The following is a 13,962-nucleotide window of genomic DNA, read 5'->3' as shown; positions in this document are numbered from 1 at the left end:
AGGGCCGCTGATGCGGCCCTCTGACAAGAACGGAATGTTCCGTTGCCTGTCGGCTGATTAAGCAGCCGTTGTGCGAACGTGAGAAGGGTTTTTGATCTGGTCAGCCAGCATACCACCCTCCTGCAGCATTTTTTCACGCCAGTCGTCCAGCAGCTGAACGGTGTCGTGGTCGTTCGGGTGGAAGCCCGGACGGAAGTAGTCCATGAACTTGAAGAACAACTGTGGGAAAAGACCTTTCCAGCCCCACAGGAACCAGATGCCTTTCAGGTTATCCTTCAGTTTGAACAGACTACGGTCTGCCCACATCAGGCGAATGTGGCCCTGGCCAACAATCGCGAAGAAAAAGATGGTTGAAACCAGCATTGCGAATACACGGGTGAAGTAACCGCCACCGATTGTCTCGTATACATCGTACGCAACAATCTTGTGTTCGTTTTCTTCCAGTGCGTGCCACATCCACAGCTTCAGAGCTTCCGGGTCCTGAATGTTTTCCTGGTGACGCTCGTCACGCAGCAGCTGCTCAGCAAGAATTGCTGTGTAGTGTTCAAGCGCTACCGTGATAGCCAGCTGAAGCTTCTTAGGCAGAATTTTGCGACCAAGCTTGAACAGCATGCCCAGCTCTTTATCCAGAGTGTTGGCTGGCAGACCATTGCGCTCAGCGATGTCGTTGAAAGCAGCGTGCTCTTTCGAGTGCATAGCTTCCTGACCGATGAAGCCTGACACCTGGTCTTTCAAAAGCTGGTCTTTGATTTCGTGACGGTAGTTCTTCACGGAATCAACGAAGAAAGTTTCGCCTTCCGGGAACAGTGAAGACAGTGTTGTCCAGAAAGTCGTCAGGAATGAGTTGTCCGCGTACCAGTAGCGCTTGGAATCTTCAGAAAATTCGAAATCCATACGGCGCGGCGGAATACCTGCACGCTCACCTGCAGTCATGCGTACCTTGCCAGTTGGGGCAGTAGCGGTTGCTGTAGTAGTCATACGATACACCTGCGTTGGTTTATGTTTGTTGTAGATGTTGTTTTGATGAGTCTATTAGACGTGGCCAGACTTTCCAGTTGAAGGTATCTCTATGCCAAATTTTACGCGTGGCCGGGGGTGTCTTAAAGACAGGGTTAAGTAAGTTGTGGCTTAAATCACCGTAGCGAACTGATAAACAGGTGTCTAAAAAGCGTAATATCGGTGAAAAACTGTCAAAATATAACGATTTATGGGGGGTTTTTCTTTGCCAGGGGGGTAAATTACGGCCAAACGGGATTTACAGAAAATAGAAGAATATTTGAAAATCTGCCGGAATCAGGGGGATCTTCCTGATTCCGGCGTGTCAGTGAGCGGTGCTCAAGCTGACTCAGGCCTTGCGGCTCTTACTGTAGGTCTGCTCTGCTAACAGGCCGCCGTCGTTCAGCATGCGCTGACGCCATTCTTCAAGCAATTCGACCGTGTCATGGTCGCTTGGGTGAAAACCCGGGCGATAGAAATCGAAGTACTGGCGGCCAAGGCGAGGGAACAAGCCCTTCCAGCCCCAGAGAAACTTCAGACCGCGCCAGTTGGCTTTCCAGTTGGTGAGCTGACCATCGGCTTTCAGTAATCTTATGTGTCCACTGCCTACCACCACGGCGAAGACCAGAGTCCCGATCAGCATCGTACTGACGCGGGTCAGGTAGCCACCACCGACTTGCTCGTATACGTCGAAGGCCACAGTTTTATGTTCGTTCTCTTCCAGTGCGTGCCACATCCAGAGCTTCAGGGCTTCGCGGTCACGGAACATTTCCTGATGGAAATCTTCGCGCAGTAGCTGCTCAGCAATGATCGCGGTGTAATGTTCCAGAGCCACAGTCAGTGCCAGCTGCATTTTCTTCGGTACATATTTGCGGATCAGGCGGAACAGAACCCCGAGCTCTTTATCCAGCTTTAATGCTGGCAGGCCATGCTTTTCAGCCATGTCGTTAAAGGCTTCGTGTTCTTTACTGTGAAGTGCTTCCTGTCCAATAAAGCCTGATACTTCATCTTTCAGTTTCTGATCTTTAATGTCTTTGCGATAGTTTTTTACGCTGTCTACGAAGAAGGTTTCACCTTCCGGGAATAGGGCTGAAAGCGTCACCCAGAATGTTGTCAGGAAGGCGCTATCACCGTACCAGTATTTCGTTGTTTCATCCGGGAATTCAAAGTCCATGCGGCGGGGCGGAATACCTGCTCGCTCGCCTGCGGTGATCCGTGGAGTTCCCTGTGCTTGTGTCATAGTAGCCATACGAAAACCTGCCTCTGTTTTCTATATTTTGTAGGGAGCGCATCTCTGTCATCGCGCTATATCCTACAATTTAGAAGAAGTTTGCGTGTCCAAGAACGTGGCGACGGGGCAACAATCAGTGAATTATGATCAAAATAAGAAATGGCCGGAGTAATTCCGGCCATTCGTTGAGGTGGGAAGAATGCACTTGCCTCAGGCAGCCTTGGACTTGCTGTAAGTCTGCTCTGCTAAAAGGCCGCCTTCGTTGAGCATACGCTCGCGCCAGTCTTCTAACAGTTTTACTGTATCGTGATCGTTGGGGTGGAAGCCCGGACGGTAGAAATCCATGTATTTAAAGAAGAGACGTGGGAATAACCCTTTCCAGCCCAGTAATTTCCAGAAACCTTTGGCGTTGTCTTTGATATCAAACAGGGTACCGTTTGCCCACAGCATGCGCAGGTGTCCCTGGCCAACGAAGACAATAAAGCCAATGGTTGCGACAATCATGGCGAAGATGCGTGTGAAGTAACCGCCACCAATCAGTTCATAAACATCGTAGGCGACAGACTTGTGCTCGTTCTCTTCCAGCGCATGCCACATCCAGAGTTTCAGCGCTTCGCGATCCTGAATATTGTCCTGGTGGTCGGTGTCACGCAGAAGCTGCTCTGCCAGAATCGCGGTGTAGTGTTCCAGAGCTACAGTGGTCGCAAGTTGTAGCTTTTTCGGGAAGACTTTCTTCGCCAGATCCAGAAGGCCCCAGAGTTCTTTGTCGATACGCCCGCTAGGCAGGCCGTGGCGATCCGCCATGTCATTAAACGCCTGGTGCTCTTTGGTATGGAGAGCTTCCTGGCCGATAAAACCGGAAATTTCGTCTTTCAGTTTCTGATCTGTCACCACGTGGCGATAGTTTTTCACTGAGTCGATAAAGAAGGTTTCTCCGGCAGGGAACAGTGCCGACAGTGTGGTCCAGAAGGTGGTCAGGAATGCGTTGTCTGCATACCAGTAGCGCTTGGTATCGTCACCAAACTTGAAGTCCATACGACGTGGAGGGATACCTGCACGCTCGCCAGCCGTCATGCGAGTCGTGGTTGTTGGAGTAACTGCCTCAGTCATATTGAAAATCCTGTGTTGTAGTGAGGTTGTTGTAAGTTGTCTGAGGCTATTGAACAACTGTCTGATGCGCGAAAGTAAGGGGTAAGCCAGCCAAGATTCTCAGGGTGTGGGGGTGTCTGACGTACGTTTCAGGGGTGATCAACTGACATTCGTAGGATTGGGCCAGTGATGCGAAATCAAAATATGATCTGGATCATTAAATACTCGCGGCCCAGACAGGTTATTTCTGGCCAGCTCAAACAGGTTTAGAAGGGCATGGCAGACCCTATGCCGTCTCAGTCAGGGGTTCCTGTTGTAACAGGCTGTCTATCGCATGCTGCAGACCGGCCTTCGACTTCTGGTAATTGATGATGTGGCCCCAGCGCTCGAACTGGCCAACAGAAAAACCTTCGGTGAGGTCATTGTAATAGATGCAGTGACGCCCGGCGGTCGCCAGAACCCAGAACCCGCAGCCTTCATTGCCCCAAGGGTGTTGTTGCCATAATTCAGCGGCAGGGAGCCGGATCGCGTTCCAGAAAGGGCGGACACTCTCTTCCAGCTGGCTTTCGTTGTGACTCATCAGGTTGATGAGCTGAACATAGGTGACGGGTTTCCATGAATCGGACATGCGGGAATCCTCTGTTTCTGGATCAGGTTTCAAGCATGACTACTCTATGAAAACTTTGTGACATACGTGTGACGCTGACAGGCGACCCAAGTGATCTGTCTCAATATTCAGGCATAAAAAAACCGGCCATCAGGCCGGTTTTTCGTTGTTCCAGTGTTTATTTGTACACAGGGAACTGTTCGCAAAGGGCGACAACTTTTTCTTTTACTGATGCTTCAACGGCTTCAGATTCACCTTTCTCAAGGCCATCAAGAATGTCGCAGATCCAACCTGCCAGTTGCGTGGCCTGCTCTTCTTTGAAGCCACGGCTGGTGATCGCAGGGCTACCGATACGCAGACCAGAGGTTACGAACGGCGAGCGAGGGTCGTTCGGTACAGAGTTTTTGTTCACAGTGATGTTAGCGCGACCAAGTGCCGCATCAGCATCCTTACCTGTGTACTCTTTACCGATCAGGTCAACCAGGAACAGGTGATCATCAGTGCCGCCAGAAACGACGTTAATGCCACGCTCGATGAACGTGCTGGCCATTGCCTGCGAATTCTTAACTACCTGAGCCTGGTAGTCTTTGTATTCCTCGCTCATTGCTTCTTTGAAGCACACGGCTTTTGCTGCGATTACATGCATCAGTGGGCCGCCCTGAGACTCAGGGAATACTGCGAAGTTGAACTTCTTGTTCAGGTCTTCGTCGTCGTTGGCCAGAATCAGGCCACCACGCGGGCCACGCAGAGTTTTATGTGTTGTGGTGGTCACTACGTCTGCAATACCGACCGGTGATGGGTATACGCCAGCAGCAACCAGGCCAGCGATGTGAGCCATATCGACAAACAGATAAGCGCCAACTTCATCGGCAATTTCGCGGAATTTCTGCCAGTCAACAACGCGAGAGTACGCAGAGAAACCAGCAACGATCATCTTAGGCTTGTGCTCACGAGCCAGACGTTCAACTTCTTCGTAATCGATTTCACCCGTTTCTGGGTTCAGACCGTACTGAACTGCGTTGTAAACGCGACCAGAGAAAGATACCGCTGCACCGTGAGTCAGGTGACCACCGTGCGCCAGGCTCATGCCCAGAATGGTGTCACCAGGCTGGCAAAGTGCGAAGTAAACGGCAGCGTTCGCCTGAGAACCTGAGTGCGGCTGAACGTTGGCATAACCTGCACCGAACAGCTCTTTGGCGCGATCGATAGCCAGTTGCTCAATCACGTCAACGTGCTCGCAGCCACCGTAGTAACGCTTGCCTGGGTAACCTTCAGCGTACTTGTTGGTCAGCTGAGAGCCCTGTGCTTCCATTACGCGTGGGCTGGTGTAGTTTTCAGAGGCGATCAGCTCAATATGATGCTCCTGACGGGCATCCTCAGACTGCATCGCTGACCACAGATCTGGGTCGAAATCCGCTATGTTCATATCACGGCTAAACATCAGGGCTTCCTCAAGTAGGATAATCAAAAATTTTTAAGGTGCACATTCTACCGCAAAGTTGCGCGCCTCGCACTTGAGAAGGTGTCATATCATCATGACTGATGTTCAGTTTTTGCCAAGATCTCTGATCAGCGAAGCTTCATCAATGGGCTTGCTGAAATAGAAGCCTTGAACCTCTTCGCACCTTGCCATCTGCAGGAAGGTCAGTTGCTCGGCGGTTTCGACCCCCTCTGCGATGATACCCATACCCAGGTTGTGGCCCATGGCGATGATGGTTCGCGATATCTGAGCGTCATCGGCGTTTTCCGGCAGGTTCTGGATAAAGCTGCGATCGATTTTCAAGGTGTCTACCGGGAACTGCTTGAGGTAGTTCAGTGATGAGTAGCCGGTACCGAAATCATCAATGGCGGTTTTGACGCCAGCGGCGCGTAACCCCCGCAGTGTTTCCATGGCAAGTTCTACATCTTCCATCAGGATGCTTTCAGTCAGCTCAAGCTCAAGCTGTTCTGGGCGAATGCCGGTCCGGATGATGATGTCTTTAACAATATTGAGGAAATCTTCAGAACGGAACTGGCGCGCAGATACATTCACTGCAATACGCTCAAGCCCGAGCTGTTCCTCTGCCTGCCAGCGAACAAAGCAACGGCAGCTCTCTTCGAGTACCCATTGGCCAATAGGTACAATAAGACCCGTATCTTCGATGATAGGAATGAAGGTGCCGGGGGAGATCATGCCCCGAGTCGGGTGAATCCAGCGTAGCAGGACTTCAACACCGACGGCTTCTTCACTGTCTGTGCGATATTGTGGTTGGAAATAGAGCTGCATTTCGTTCCGTGCTAATGCATGGCGCAGGTCGTTTTCAAGCTCGAGTAACTGGACTGCTTTACGATTCATTGAGGCTGTGAAGAACTGCATGTTGTCACGCCCCATGTCTTTGGCGTGGTACATGGCCATGTCGGCATTTTTCAGCAGTTCTATGACACTGTTACCGTCGTTGGGGTATACAGATATGCCGATACTGGCGCTGATAAAGACTTCGCGCTGATTCAGGTTAAACGATTGATGCAGTGACTCGAGAATACGTTCAGCAACGATGATGGCGGTATCTGAAGCTGCTGTGTGACTTGGCTGATCTGCGATCGCAATGGTGAACTCGTCGCCTCCCATGCGGCAGACAAGATCGCGTTGCTTAACGCAATTACGCAGGCGCCCGGCAACCTGTTTCAATACTTCGTCACCGGCAGGGTGGCCCATAGAATCGTTGATTGGTTTGAATCGGTCGAGATCGATAAAGAGCAGCACCACCCAGAGACCTTGCTTGCGCGCTCGCTTGAGCATGCCATCCAGTGTTTCGTGCATCTGGCTGCGATTGGGCAGAGCGGTCAGTGGGTCGTAATAGGCAAGCTTGTGGATACGCTCTTCGCTGGCTTTGCGCTCAGTGATGTCGGACATAATGATGATCAGGCTCTGAACTTCGCGATTCTGATCCCGAATCGCGCTGACCCCAGCCCAGCCGGTACGCATATCGCCCTGGCGGCGACGATACGAAATCTCGCCTTGCCAGTAACCATCGACCATCAGACGCTCGCCGATTTTCTCAATCAGGTCTTCTTCGTATTGCTCAGATGAAATCAGGAAGTCGGGAGTCTTACCTGTGACATCTTCGGCAGAATAACCGGTGATGTGCTGGAAGGCGCGGTTGGTATTGGCGATTTTAAGCTTCTGATCTGTGATCAGAATGGCCTCGTTACTGTTCTCGAATACTTCGGCTGCGAGTTGAAGCTCCTGCTCAATACTGCGGGACTCGGTGACATCCCGGCAGATACCCAGAAGCCCCTGAAGTTCGCCTTTGTCGTTCCACAGAAGGCTGGCTTGCAGTTCCAGAAGTACACGACTGCCATTGCTGGCCGAAGCATAGAAATCTTCCCGTATGACGGTGCTGCGGCGCTTAGCTGTTTCTGGACTGTTGATGGCGATCTGTATCTGGTGTTGTAGAGCTTTGCCCAGCCGCTTGAGATCGGGTCGTGAGAAAATTCGTGTAACTCCACCATTCACCAGATCTTCGGGTTGATAACCCAACAGGCGTTGCACTGAGGTGCTTACGAAGTTGAAATTGAGCTGGGCGTCAGTGGCCCAGACAATGTCATTCATGTTCTCCGCCAGCAGGCGATAGCGGCGTTCACTCTCGACGATCTGTTCCTGCTTCTCAATGTCTGCGGTAACGTCTCTGCCGGTGCCGATATAGCGCTCTACTTTTCCGTCGCTGTCGTAGGTGAACGGTGTATCACGGAATTTGAGCACCCTGATTTCGCCGTCGGCATTAAGGAAGCGGGCGGTGGTTTCAATGGTCTGGCCATTGATGGAATTCCTGATATTCCTCAGGCCGTCTCTGCAACGTGCGAGGTCGTCTTCAATCACATAATCCATCCAGCTGCGCTCGATGTACTCACGACTGTCAGGAAAACCTAAGAGCTGGGCGACGTGACGGTTGGAGAAAATCGTTTTTTGCTCAAGCCGGTCATTGACGTCAAGAACGTAGACTACATCAGGCATCGCTTCCATGACGTGCATCCAGAAAGCTTCACGCTCCCGGATCTTCTCAGTTGCCTGCTTGCGTTCTGTGATGTCCAGCATGGTCAGTAATACCTGATGGCTGGAACTGGTGCGGAAGCTGATGCTCGCCCAGATATCGATAGAGCGGCCGCTGCGGTCACGCAAGGTGAGTTCGCATTCGTTTTGTTGCAGTCGGAGAGATTTACTGCTGGTCAGTGCCTTGAGGAGTGGTGTCAGGGATTCAGGATGGCGCTGATAGTGAGCACCCATCGCTTCCAAGGTATCAAAGTCGCCGAGTTGCAGTGTGGCTTCGTTCACGCTGACCACTTTCAGGGTATCGGCAGTGCCGTCGAACTCACTCAGATCAAGCAGACCGTGCGCGATACCTGCCTCTTCGAACAGAGCTTTGTATCGGGTTCTGCTGTGTTCGAGGGCGGCTTTGGCCTGCTCTGACTCAGTAATGTCCCGGAGTAACCATACGTAGCCGCTGACTTGTTTATTGTCATACAGCATCTGCATTTTCTGCTCGAGAATATGCTTTCCGTCGGCATGCTGGACCTGCATAACGCGCTGATCGGGTTTCAGGCTCTCTATGGCTTCTGGTGCAAGCCCTTTGTTCCAAAGGGCATCGGGTGCAGGCCAGATATCCTTAAGAGGCATGCCGAGTACAGGGTCTGGTTCTGTACGACCAAGTAATGACAATGCTTTGGGGTTCAGGTAATCGATGCTCCCTTCATGATCCGTAGATATAAAGGCTTCATCAATGGAGCGAAGCACTCTGTCGGCACGGCGTTCGGTGTCTTCTGTGGCTTTCTGGAGAGCGACAACAGCCTCGCCCTGTTGGCTGAGATAGCGACGCAGAACAATCAGAAGAATGGCAAAAACGATAAGGAAAGTGGCTGGGATTCGGATGCTTTCTATGAGTTGTTCTTTCCAGTACCCCTGAATAGGCAGAGCAAGAATGTCCCATGGCGACATGGGGATACTGTCACGATAGAGAATGCTGTTTGTTTCTTCTTCGGTTAACAGAGTCGGGTGCAGAGTATCTGAGTAAAACTGCTCGCGGATGGATACTGTATTATCCCGACGGTCGAAAAGCACCATTTCAAAACCATTGAAGCCACCTCTGAAAATAATCTCAGAGAGATGACTGTAGGCGCGTCGTGACACCATAATCATCGGGCCATTGCTGGTGTTGAAGCGTGTGCCAACGTAATAACCACCCAGATGGCTGTAGCGTAATGAGAAAATGGCCTTATCCAGGCCCTGCGAACGCAGTTCTTTTTCAATATCGCCGGGCTCGGTGGGGCTGAGCAGACTGCCGTAGTGGTTAAGCACCTTGCCATTCTGATCGGTGATGAAGAAGCCTGTTGCGTTAAAAATTGCGGCGCTTACGTGTCCCCAGAGGTCGTCCGTGTCTGCGTCTGCCGGGCGGTTTGCGTAGACCTCAAGCTGATCACCGTAGCTGCGGGTAAATATCTGGTTTGCGTGGAGTCCGGCCTTGATGATCAGTTCAGACTGACGTTTGTAGTGGTCAAGCGTCCGTTCAACGTCAATGTTGTATGCGTGCCGTGCATTCTGCCATTGCTGCCAGCTCTGAAAACTCAGAACGACGGTCAGAAATATAAAACTCAGCACAAACAGGGGAGTGTTCGCCCGATTTGTGGCGGCTGAGTGAAATTTAGCCTCTGGGGCTCCATGATGCGGGAGCATGTAAAGCGGTGTCCGTTAACGACTGATTATGGTTATTAACCTTAGTCATTGTCTGTCACCTTAACAACCAGAGGCCCCTCATAATGGGCTTTATTTGCCTTTCTATGGGCTTTTCAGTAGCGTTGCGGCGAAATACATTGCGGAGGCGATGCCCATGGCACAGTACGTATTCACTATGAACCGTTTAGGTAAGATTGTTCCACCTAAACGACAGATCCTGCGTGACATCTCATTATCCTTTTTTCCTGGCGCCAAAATTGGTGTTCTGGGCCTTAATGGCGCGGGTAAGTCGACCCTGCTCAAGATCATGGCAGGCATCGACACCGATATCATTGGTGAGGCTCGTCCTCAGCCTGACCTGAATATTGGCTACCTTCCTCAGGAGCCGGAACTGGACCCTGCGAAAGACGTGCGTGGTAACGTTGAAGACGGTCTCAGTGAGCTGATGAATGCCAAGGCCGAACTGGAGCAGGTCTACGCAGCGTATGCTGAGCCAGATGCTGATTTTGATGAGCTGGCCAAAAAGCAGGGCAAGCTCGAAGCCATCATTGAAGCGTCGGACGGCCACGATGTTGACCGTCAGATGGAAATTGCCGCCGATGCTCTTCGTCTGCCGCCTTGGGACGCCGACGTCACCAAGCTGTCCGGTGGTGAGCGTCGCCGCGTAGCTCTGTGCCGCCTGTTGATGTCCAAACCAGACATGCTCTTGCTCGACGAGCCAACCAACCACCTCGATGCTGAATCTGTCGGCTGGCTGGAGAAATTCCTCGAAGAATACCCTGGCACTGTTGTAGCCATTACCCACGACCGTTACTTCCTGGATAACTGTGCGGAATGGATTCTGGAGCTCGACCGTGGCCACGGTATTCCGTATCAGGGTAACTACACCACCTGGCTTGAGGCGAAAGAAAAGCGCTTAGAGCAGGAGAAGAAAGAAGAAGAGGCACACACTAAGGCGATCAAGCACGAACTGGAGTGGGTGCGTAAAGGCGCAAAGGGTCGTCAGGCGAAGAGCAAAGCCCGCCTTGCACGCTTCGAAGAAATGAACTCACGCGAGTTTCAGAGCCGTAACGAAACCAACGAGATCTATATTCCACCGGGTCCGCGTCTCGGCGATAAGGTCATTGAGTTCCATAACGTGACCAAGTCTTTTGGTGATCGTGTACTGATCGACAATCTCGATTTTACTGTGCCACCGGGTGCGATTGTCGGCATCGTCGGCGGCAACGGTGCGGGTAAGTCGACTTTGTTCCGGATGATCGCTGGCACTGAGCAACCGGACTCTGGTGAAGTGGTTATTGGTGATACCGTGAAGCTGGCGTTTGTTGAGCAGCTGCGTGATGAGCTGGATGACAGTAAGACCGTGTGGGAATCTATTTCTGACGGCCTCGACATGCTGGATATCAATGGCAAAGAGTACCCGAGCCGTGCCTACATTGGTCGCTTTAACTTCAAGGGCGGTGATCAGCAGAAACGGGTTGGAGAACTGTCAGGCGGTGAACGTGGTCGTCTGCAGCTCGCCTACACCCTGAAGCAGGGTGCTAATGTGCTGTTACTCGATGAACCGTCAAACGACCTTGATGTCGAAACCTTGCGTGCACTGGAAGAGGCTATTGATGCCTTCCCGGGTACTGTAATGGTGGTGTCGCACGACCGTTGGTTCCTGGACCGTATTGCAACGCACATCCTCGCGTACGAGGGCGACTCTAAGGTGACCTTCTTCGACGGTAATTACACCGAATATGAAGAAGACCGGAAGAAGCGCCTGGGCAGTGATGCTCAGCCTAAGCGTATGAAATATAAACGTTTAGCCTGATAGTTCGGTCAGGTCGCTGAAAAGTGACCCGACTGGAATAAATCGCATTCGCGAGCTTGCGGTTTCGCCATAACAGGCTAAACCTGTTGTATCCCAAACAGGAAACAACCATGGAACAACGACAAGCAAAGCGCGTTCACCTGTTTCAACGGGTTCAGGTTGACGACGGTAATCAGAAGCTTGAAACCTTCTGCCTGGATATCAGTATGCGAGGCATTCTGTTGGTCATTCCGGAGAATGTTACCTGGCAGCTGGAGCAATCGCTGAAGATCAGTCTGACGCTCGAAACTGGCGGCATTATTGTTATGGACTGCTCCCTCGTGCACATCGATGACGACGTCGTCGGTTGTGCTTGTGACTCGATGGATTTTGAGAGTCAGGAAACCCTGCGCGGAGTTCTGGAGAGCAGTCTCGAAGTGCCGTCGCAGGTGAATCGTGAACTTGCAGAATTGATCTCATTCCCCGGCGGTAAAGCCTGACAACCAGACCTGATTCGCGGTAAACCCCGGCATGTTATAGTCGGGGTTTTACGTTGTAGCAGGTTCATTATGTTCACCCCTTCCCTTGATGGTGCGCTGTTTTCTTCGCCGGTCGGTAAGATCGTGTGCGTCGGTCGTAACTATGCGGCCCATGCCGCAGAGCTGAATAATCCCGTTCCTGATACCCCTGTCTTATTCATTAAACCTGCTGATGCGGCCTGTGATCTGCAGGCTCCGTTAAGTATTCCTCTGTCTCAGGGCGATGTTCATCACGAACTCGAAGTGGCTGTGCTGATTGGGAAACGTCTTCAGAAAGCCAGCGAAGCTGAAGTGTCCGGCGCTCTTGCCGGTGTCGGTCTCGGCCTGGATTTGACGTTGCGGGATGTTCAGTCCGTTTTAAAAGAGAAGGGCTTGCCATGGGAGCGCGCAAAAGCGTTCGACGGCTCGTGCCCGCTGAGCCCATTTGTATCTGCGGCGCGGGTATCTGACTGGCAGAACCTAAATTTCTCTTTGCACCGCAATGGAGCTCAGCAACAGTCAGGCAATAGTGCCGATATGCTTAACCCTGTACTGTCTCTGATCGCTCACATGTCTCACTCTTTTACCCTTAATCCGGGCGACGTCGTTATGACGGGCACACCACCCGGTGTCGGGCCTCTTAACGTCGGGGATTCTCTCGAACTGGCGTTAGAGGATTGGGTTGCGGTAAAGACTGAGGTTGTGAGTCCGCAGTCTCAGGAGGTGCGCTTATGAACCCTTGTGACAAGCCGGGCTTAACACCGGTTAATGAAGCGATTGAGTACCTGCTATTGCAGGTGACTCCGGTGACTGAAGGCGAGCTTTGTCCGTTGGAGCACGCATGCGGACGCGTTCTGGCCGAGGATGTTATCAGCCCTGTGAATGTGCCCCCTGCGGATAATTCAGCGATGGATGGGTACGCGGTCAATCCGGGTAAGCTTGAGAGCGGACGCACACCGATCGGCCTTTTCCGTCAGCGCGGTATTGTCCTGGCTGGTGAAGTATTTGAAGGGGTGCTCAGTGCCGGTGAATGTGTCCGGATTATGACCGGAGCCGTAGTCCCTGACGGCGCGAAGCTGGTGGTGATGCAGGAAAGTACCGAGGTTGTGGATGCCGGTGTGCGGGTCGATAACCCGGAGTCTCTTCGCGATGGCGATAATATCCGTCGTGCCGGAGAAGATATTCGCCATGGCGATGTCGTCCTGAACGCTGGGCGACGCCTGACGCCTGCTGATTGTGGATTACTGGCAAGTATCGGTATTGCTGATGTGTCGGTAGTCCGGCCATTACGAGTCAGCTTGCTGACGACCGGCGATGAGTTGATCGCCCCCGGTAATGACTTGCCTGTAGGTAAGATTTACGAGAGCAATTCCTATGTATTGCGCCCGGTTCTAACGCGACTGGGGGCTGAAGTAACCCTGGTTACCGCGGTGAGCGATACGCTTGGAGCCATTCAGGAAGCGCTGGAGACAGCGGCATCGGAAGCCGACATTATCATTACCAGTGGCGGTGTTTCCGTCGGTGAAGCGGACTTTACCCGTACGGCGGTCGAAGCGCTCGGGCAGCTTGATTTGTGGAAGCTGGCGATGAAACCGGGCAAGCCACTGGCGTTTGGGCGTATCGGCAAAACGCTTTTTCTGGGCTTACCGGGTAATCCGGTATCTGCCCTGGTGACATTGCATCAGGTTGGACTGCCTGTGCTACGGAGTCTATCTGGTGAAAAGGTTACTCCACCGATTCGTATTCCTGCCATCGCCAGCGAGCGCTTGAAAAAGCGTCCAGGCCGGGCGGATTACCAGAGAGGTATTGCTGAATTACATGAGGCTGGCCAATGGCAGGTGCGCAGTACAGGGCAGCAGGGCTCGGGAATTCTGAGCTCCGTCAGCAAGGCAAACTGTTTTATTGTGCTTGAGCAGGAGCGCGGCCATGTTGAGCCGGGCGAGACCGTGATGGTCGAAATGTTCGATCAGTGGCTCAGCTGAAGTCGGATGTAGAGTGCGAAGAAAACAAAAAGCCCCG

10 protein-coding genes are annotated in these 13,962 nt (G+C 52.3%); 4 read left to right on the top strand and 6 right to left on the bottom strand.

Going from position 1 to position 13,962, the window contains the following annotated elements:
* Positions 1 to 57: 57 nt before the first annotated feature.
* The 6 genes from B3007_RS10305 to B3007_RS10280 form a co-directional block, all read right to left on the bottom strand.
* On the bottom strand, positions 58 to 978 hold the full coding sequence (locus B3007_RS10305; protein WP_301376714.1) for a metal-dependent hydrolase: 921 nt from the start codon (positions 976 to 978) through the stop codon (positions 58 to 60).
* A 367-nt stretch (positions 979 to 1,345) separates the two neighbouring features.
* Complete coding sequence (locus B3007_RS10300; protein WP_301376713.1) at positions 1,346 to 2,245, bottom strand: metal-dependent hydrolase; 900 nt, start codon at positions 2,243 to 2,245, stop codon at positions 1,346 to 1,348.
* A gap of 192 nt (positions 2,246 to 2,437) precedes the next feature.
* The gene (locus B3007_RS10295; protein WP_068443994.1) at positions 2,438 to 3,337 is read right to left on the bottom strand and encodes a metal-dependent hydrolase; all 900 of its coding nucleotides are present in this window, start codon (positions 3,335 to 3,337) and stop codon (positions 2,438 to 2,440) included.
* Between the two features lie 265 nt (positions 3,338 to 3,602).
* Positions 3,603 to 3,944 (bottom strand): hypothetical protein, encoded by a 342-nt coding sequence (locus B3007_RS10290; protein WP_301376712.1) that lies wholly within the window; start codon positions 3,942 to 3,944, stop codon positions 3,603 to 3,605.
* Positions 3,945 to 4,101: 157 nt separating this feature from the next.
* Positions 4,102 to 5,364: a serine hydroxymethyltransferase gene (glyA, locus tag B3007_RS10285; RefSeq protein WP_297530980.1), complete on the bottom strand. Its 1,263-nt coding sequence runs from the start codon at positions 5,362 to 5,364 to the stop codon at positions 4,102 to 4,104.
* A gap of 105 nt (positions 5,365 to 5,469) precedes the next feature.
* Entirely contained in the window at positions 5,470 to 9,555 is a 4,086-nt protein-coding gene (locus B3007_RS10280; protein ID WP_301376711.1) for a sensor domain-containing protein, read from the bottom strand.
* A 229-nt stretch (positions 9,556 to 9,784) separates the two neighbouring features.
* Here B3007_RS10280 and ettA point away from each other — a divergent pair, with 229 nt between their 5' ends.
* The 4 genes from ettA to glp all read left to right on the top strand — a co-directional run bounded on the left by ettA (position 9,785) and on the right by glp (position 13,925).
* Positions 9,785 to 11,446, top strand: a complete 1,662-nt coding sequence (gene ettA / locus B3007_RS10275) for an energy-dependent translational throttle protein EttA (protein ID WP_068442553.1) — start codon at positions 9,785 to 9,787, stop codon at positions 11,444 to 11,446.
* Positions 11,447 to 11,556: 110 nt separating this feature from the next.
* Positions 11,557 to 11,925, top strand: coding sequence for a PilZ domain-containing protein (locus tag B3007_RS10270; RefSeq protein WP_301376710.1), 369 nt, complete (start codon positions 11,557 to 11,559; stop codon positions 11,923 to 11,925).
* A gap of 69 nt (positions 11,926 to 11,994) precedes the next feature.
* Entirely contained in the window at positions 11,995 to 12,678 is a 684-nt protein-coding gene (locus B3007_RS10265; RefSeq protein ID WP_301376709.1) for a fumarylacetoacetate hydrolase family protein, read from the top strand.
* A complete protein-coding gene (glp, locus tag B3007_RS10260; protein WP_301376708.1) occupies positions 12,675 to 13,925 on the top strand; it encodes a gephyrin-like molybdotransferase Glp in 1,251 nt (416 codons plus the stop codon). The genes B3007_RS10265 and glp overlap by 4 nt, the downstream gene beginning before the upstream one ends.
* Positions 13,926 to 13,962: the final 37 nt, after the last annotated feature.

The sequence above is a fragment of the Thalassolituus sp. UBA675 genome, from assembly GCF_002297765.1.
Lineage (GTDB): Bacteria > Pseudomonadota > Gammaproteobacteria > Pseudomonadales > Oceanobacteraceae > Thalassolituus.
This window is presented reverse-complemented; position numbering and strand designations above follow the sequence as displayed.

What these genes read in the sequence shown, in the direction of transcription:
- B3007_RS10305 (WP_301376714.1), bottom strand. Translation starts at nt 978, where the DNA reads ATGACTACTACAGCAACCGCTACTGCCCCAACTGGCAAGGTACGCATG.
- glyA (WP_297530980.1), bottom strand. Translation starts at nt 5,364, where the DNA reads ATGTTTAGCCGTGATATGAACATAGCGGATTTCGACCCAGATCTGTGG.
- B3007_RS10290 (WP_301376712.1), bottom strand. Translation starts at nt 3,944, where the DNA reads ATGTCCGATTCATGGAAACCCGTCACCTATGTTCAGCTCATCAACCTG.
- B3007_RS10270 (WP_301376710.1), top strand. Translation starts at nt 11,557, where the DNA reads ATGGAACAACGACAAGCAAAGCGCGTTCACCTGTTTCAACGGGTTCAG.
- B3007_RS10300 (WP_301376713.1), bottom strand. Translation starts at nt 2,245, where the DNA reads ATGGCTACTATGACACAAGCACAGGGAACTCCACGGATCACCGCAGGC.
- glp (WP_301376708.1), top strand. Translation starts at nt 12,675, where the DNA reads ATGAACCCTTGTGACAAGCCGGGCTTAACACCGGTTAATGAAGCGATT.
- B3007_RS10265 (WP_301376709.1), top strand. Translation starts at nt 11,995, where the DNA reads ATGTTCACCCCTTCCCTTGATGGTGCGCTGTTTTCTTCGCCGGTCGGT.
- B3007_RS10295 (WP_068443994.1), bottom strand. Translation starts at nt 3,337, where the DNA reads ATGACTGAGGCAGTTACTCCAACAACCACGACTCGCATGACGGCTGGC.
- ettA (WP_068442553.1), top strand. Translation starts at nt 9,785, where the DNA reads ATGGCACAGTACGTATTCACTATGAACCGTTTAGGTAAGATTGTTCCA.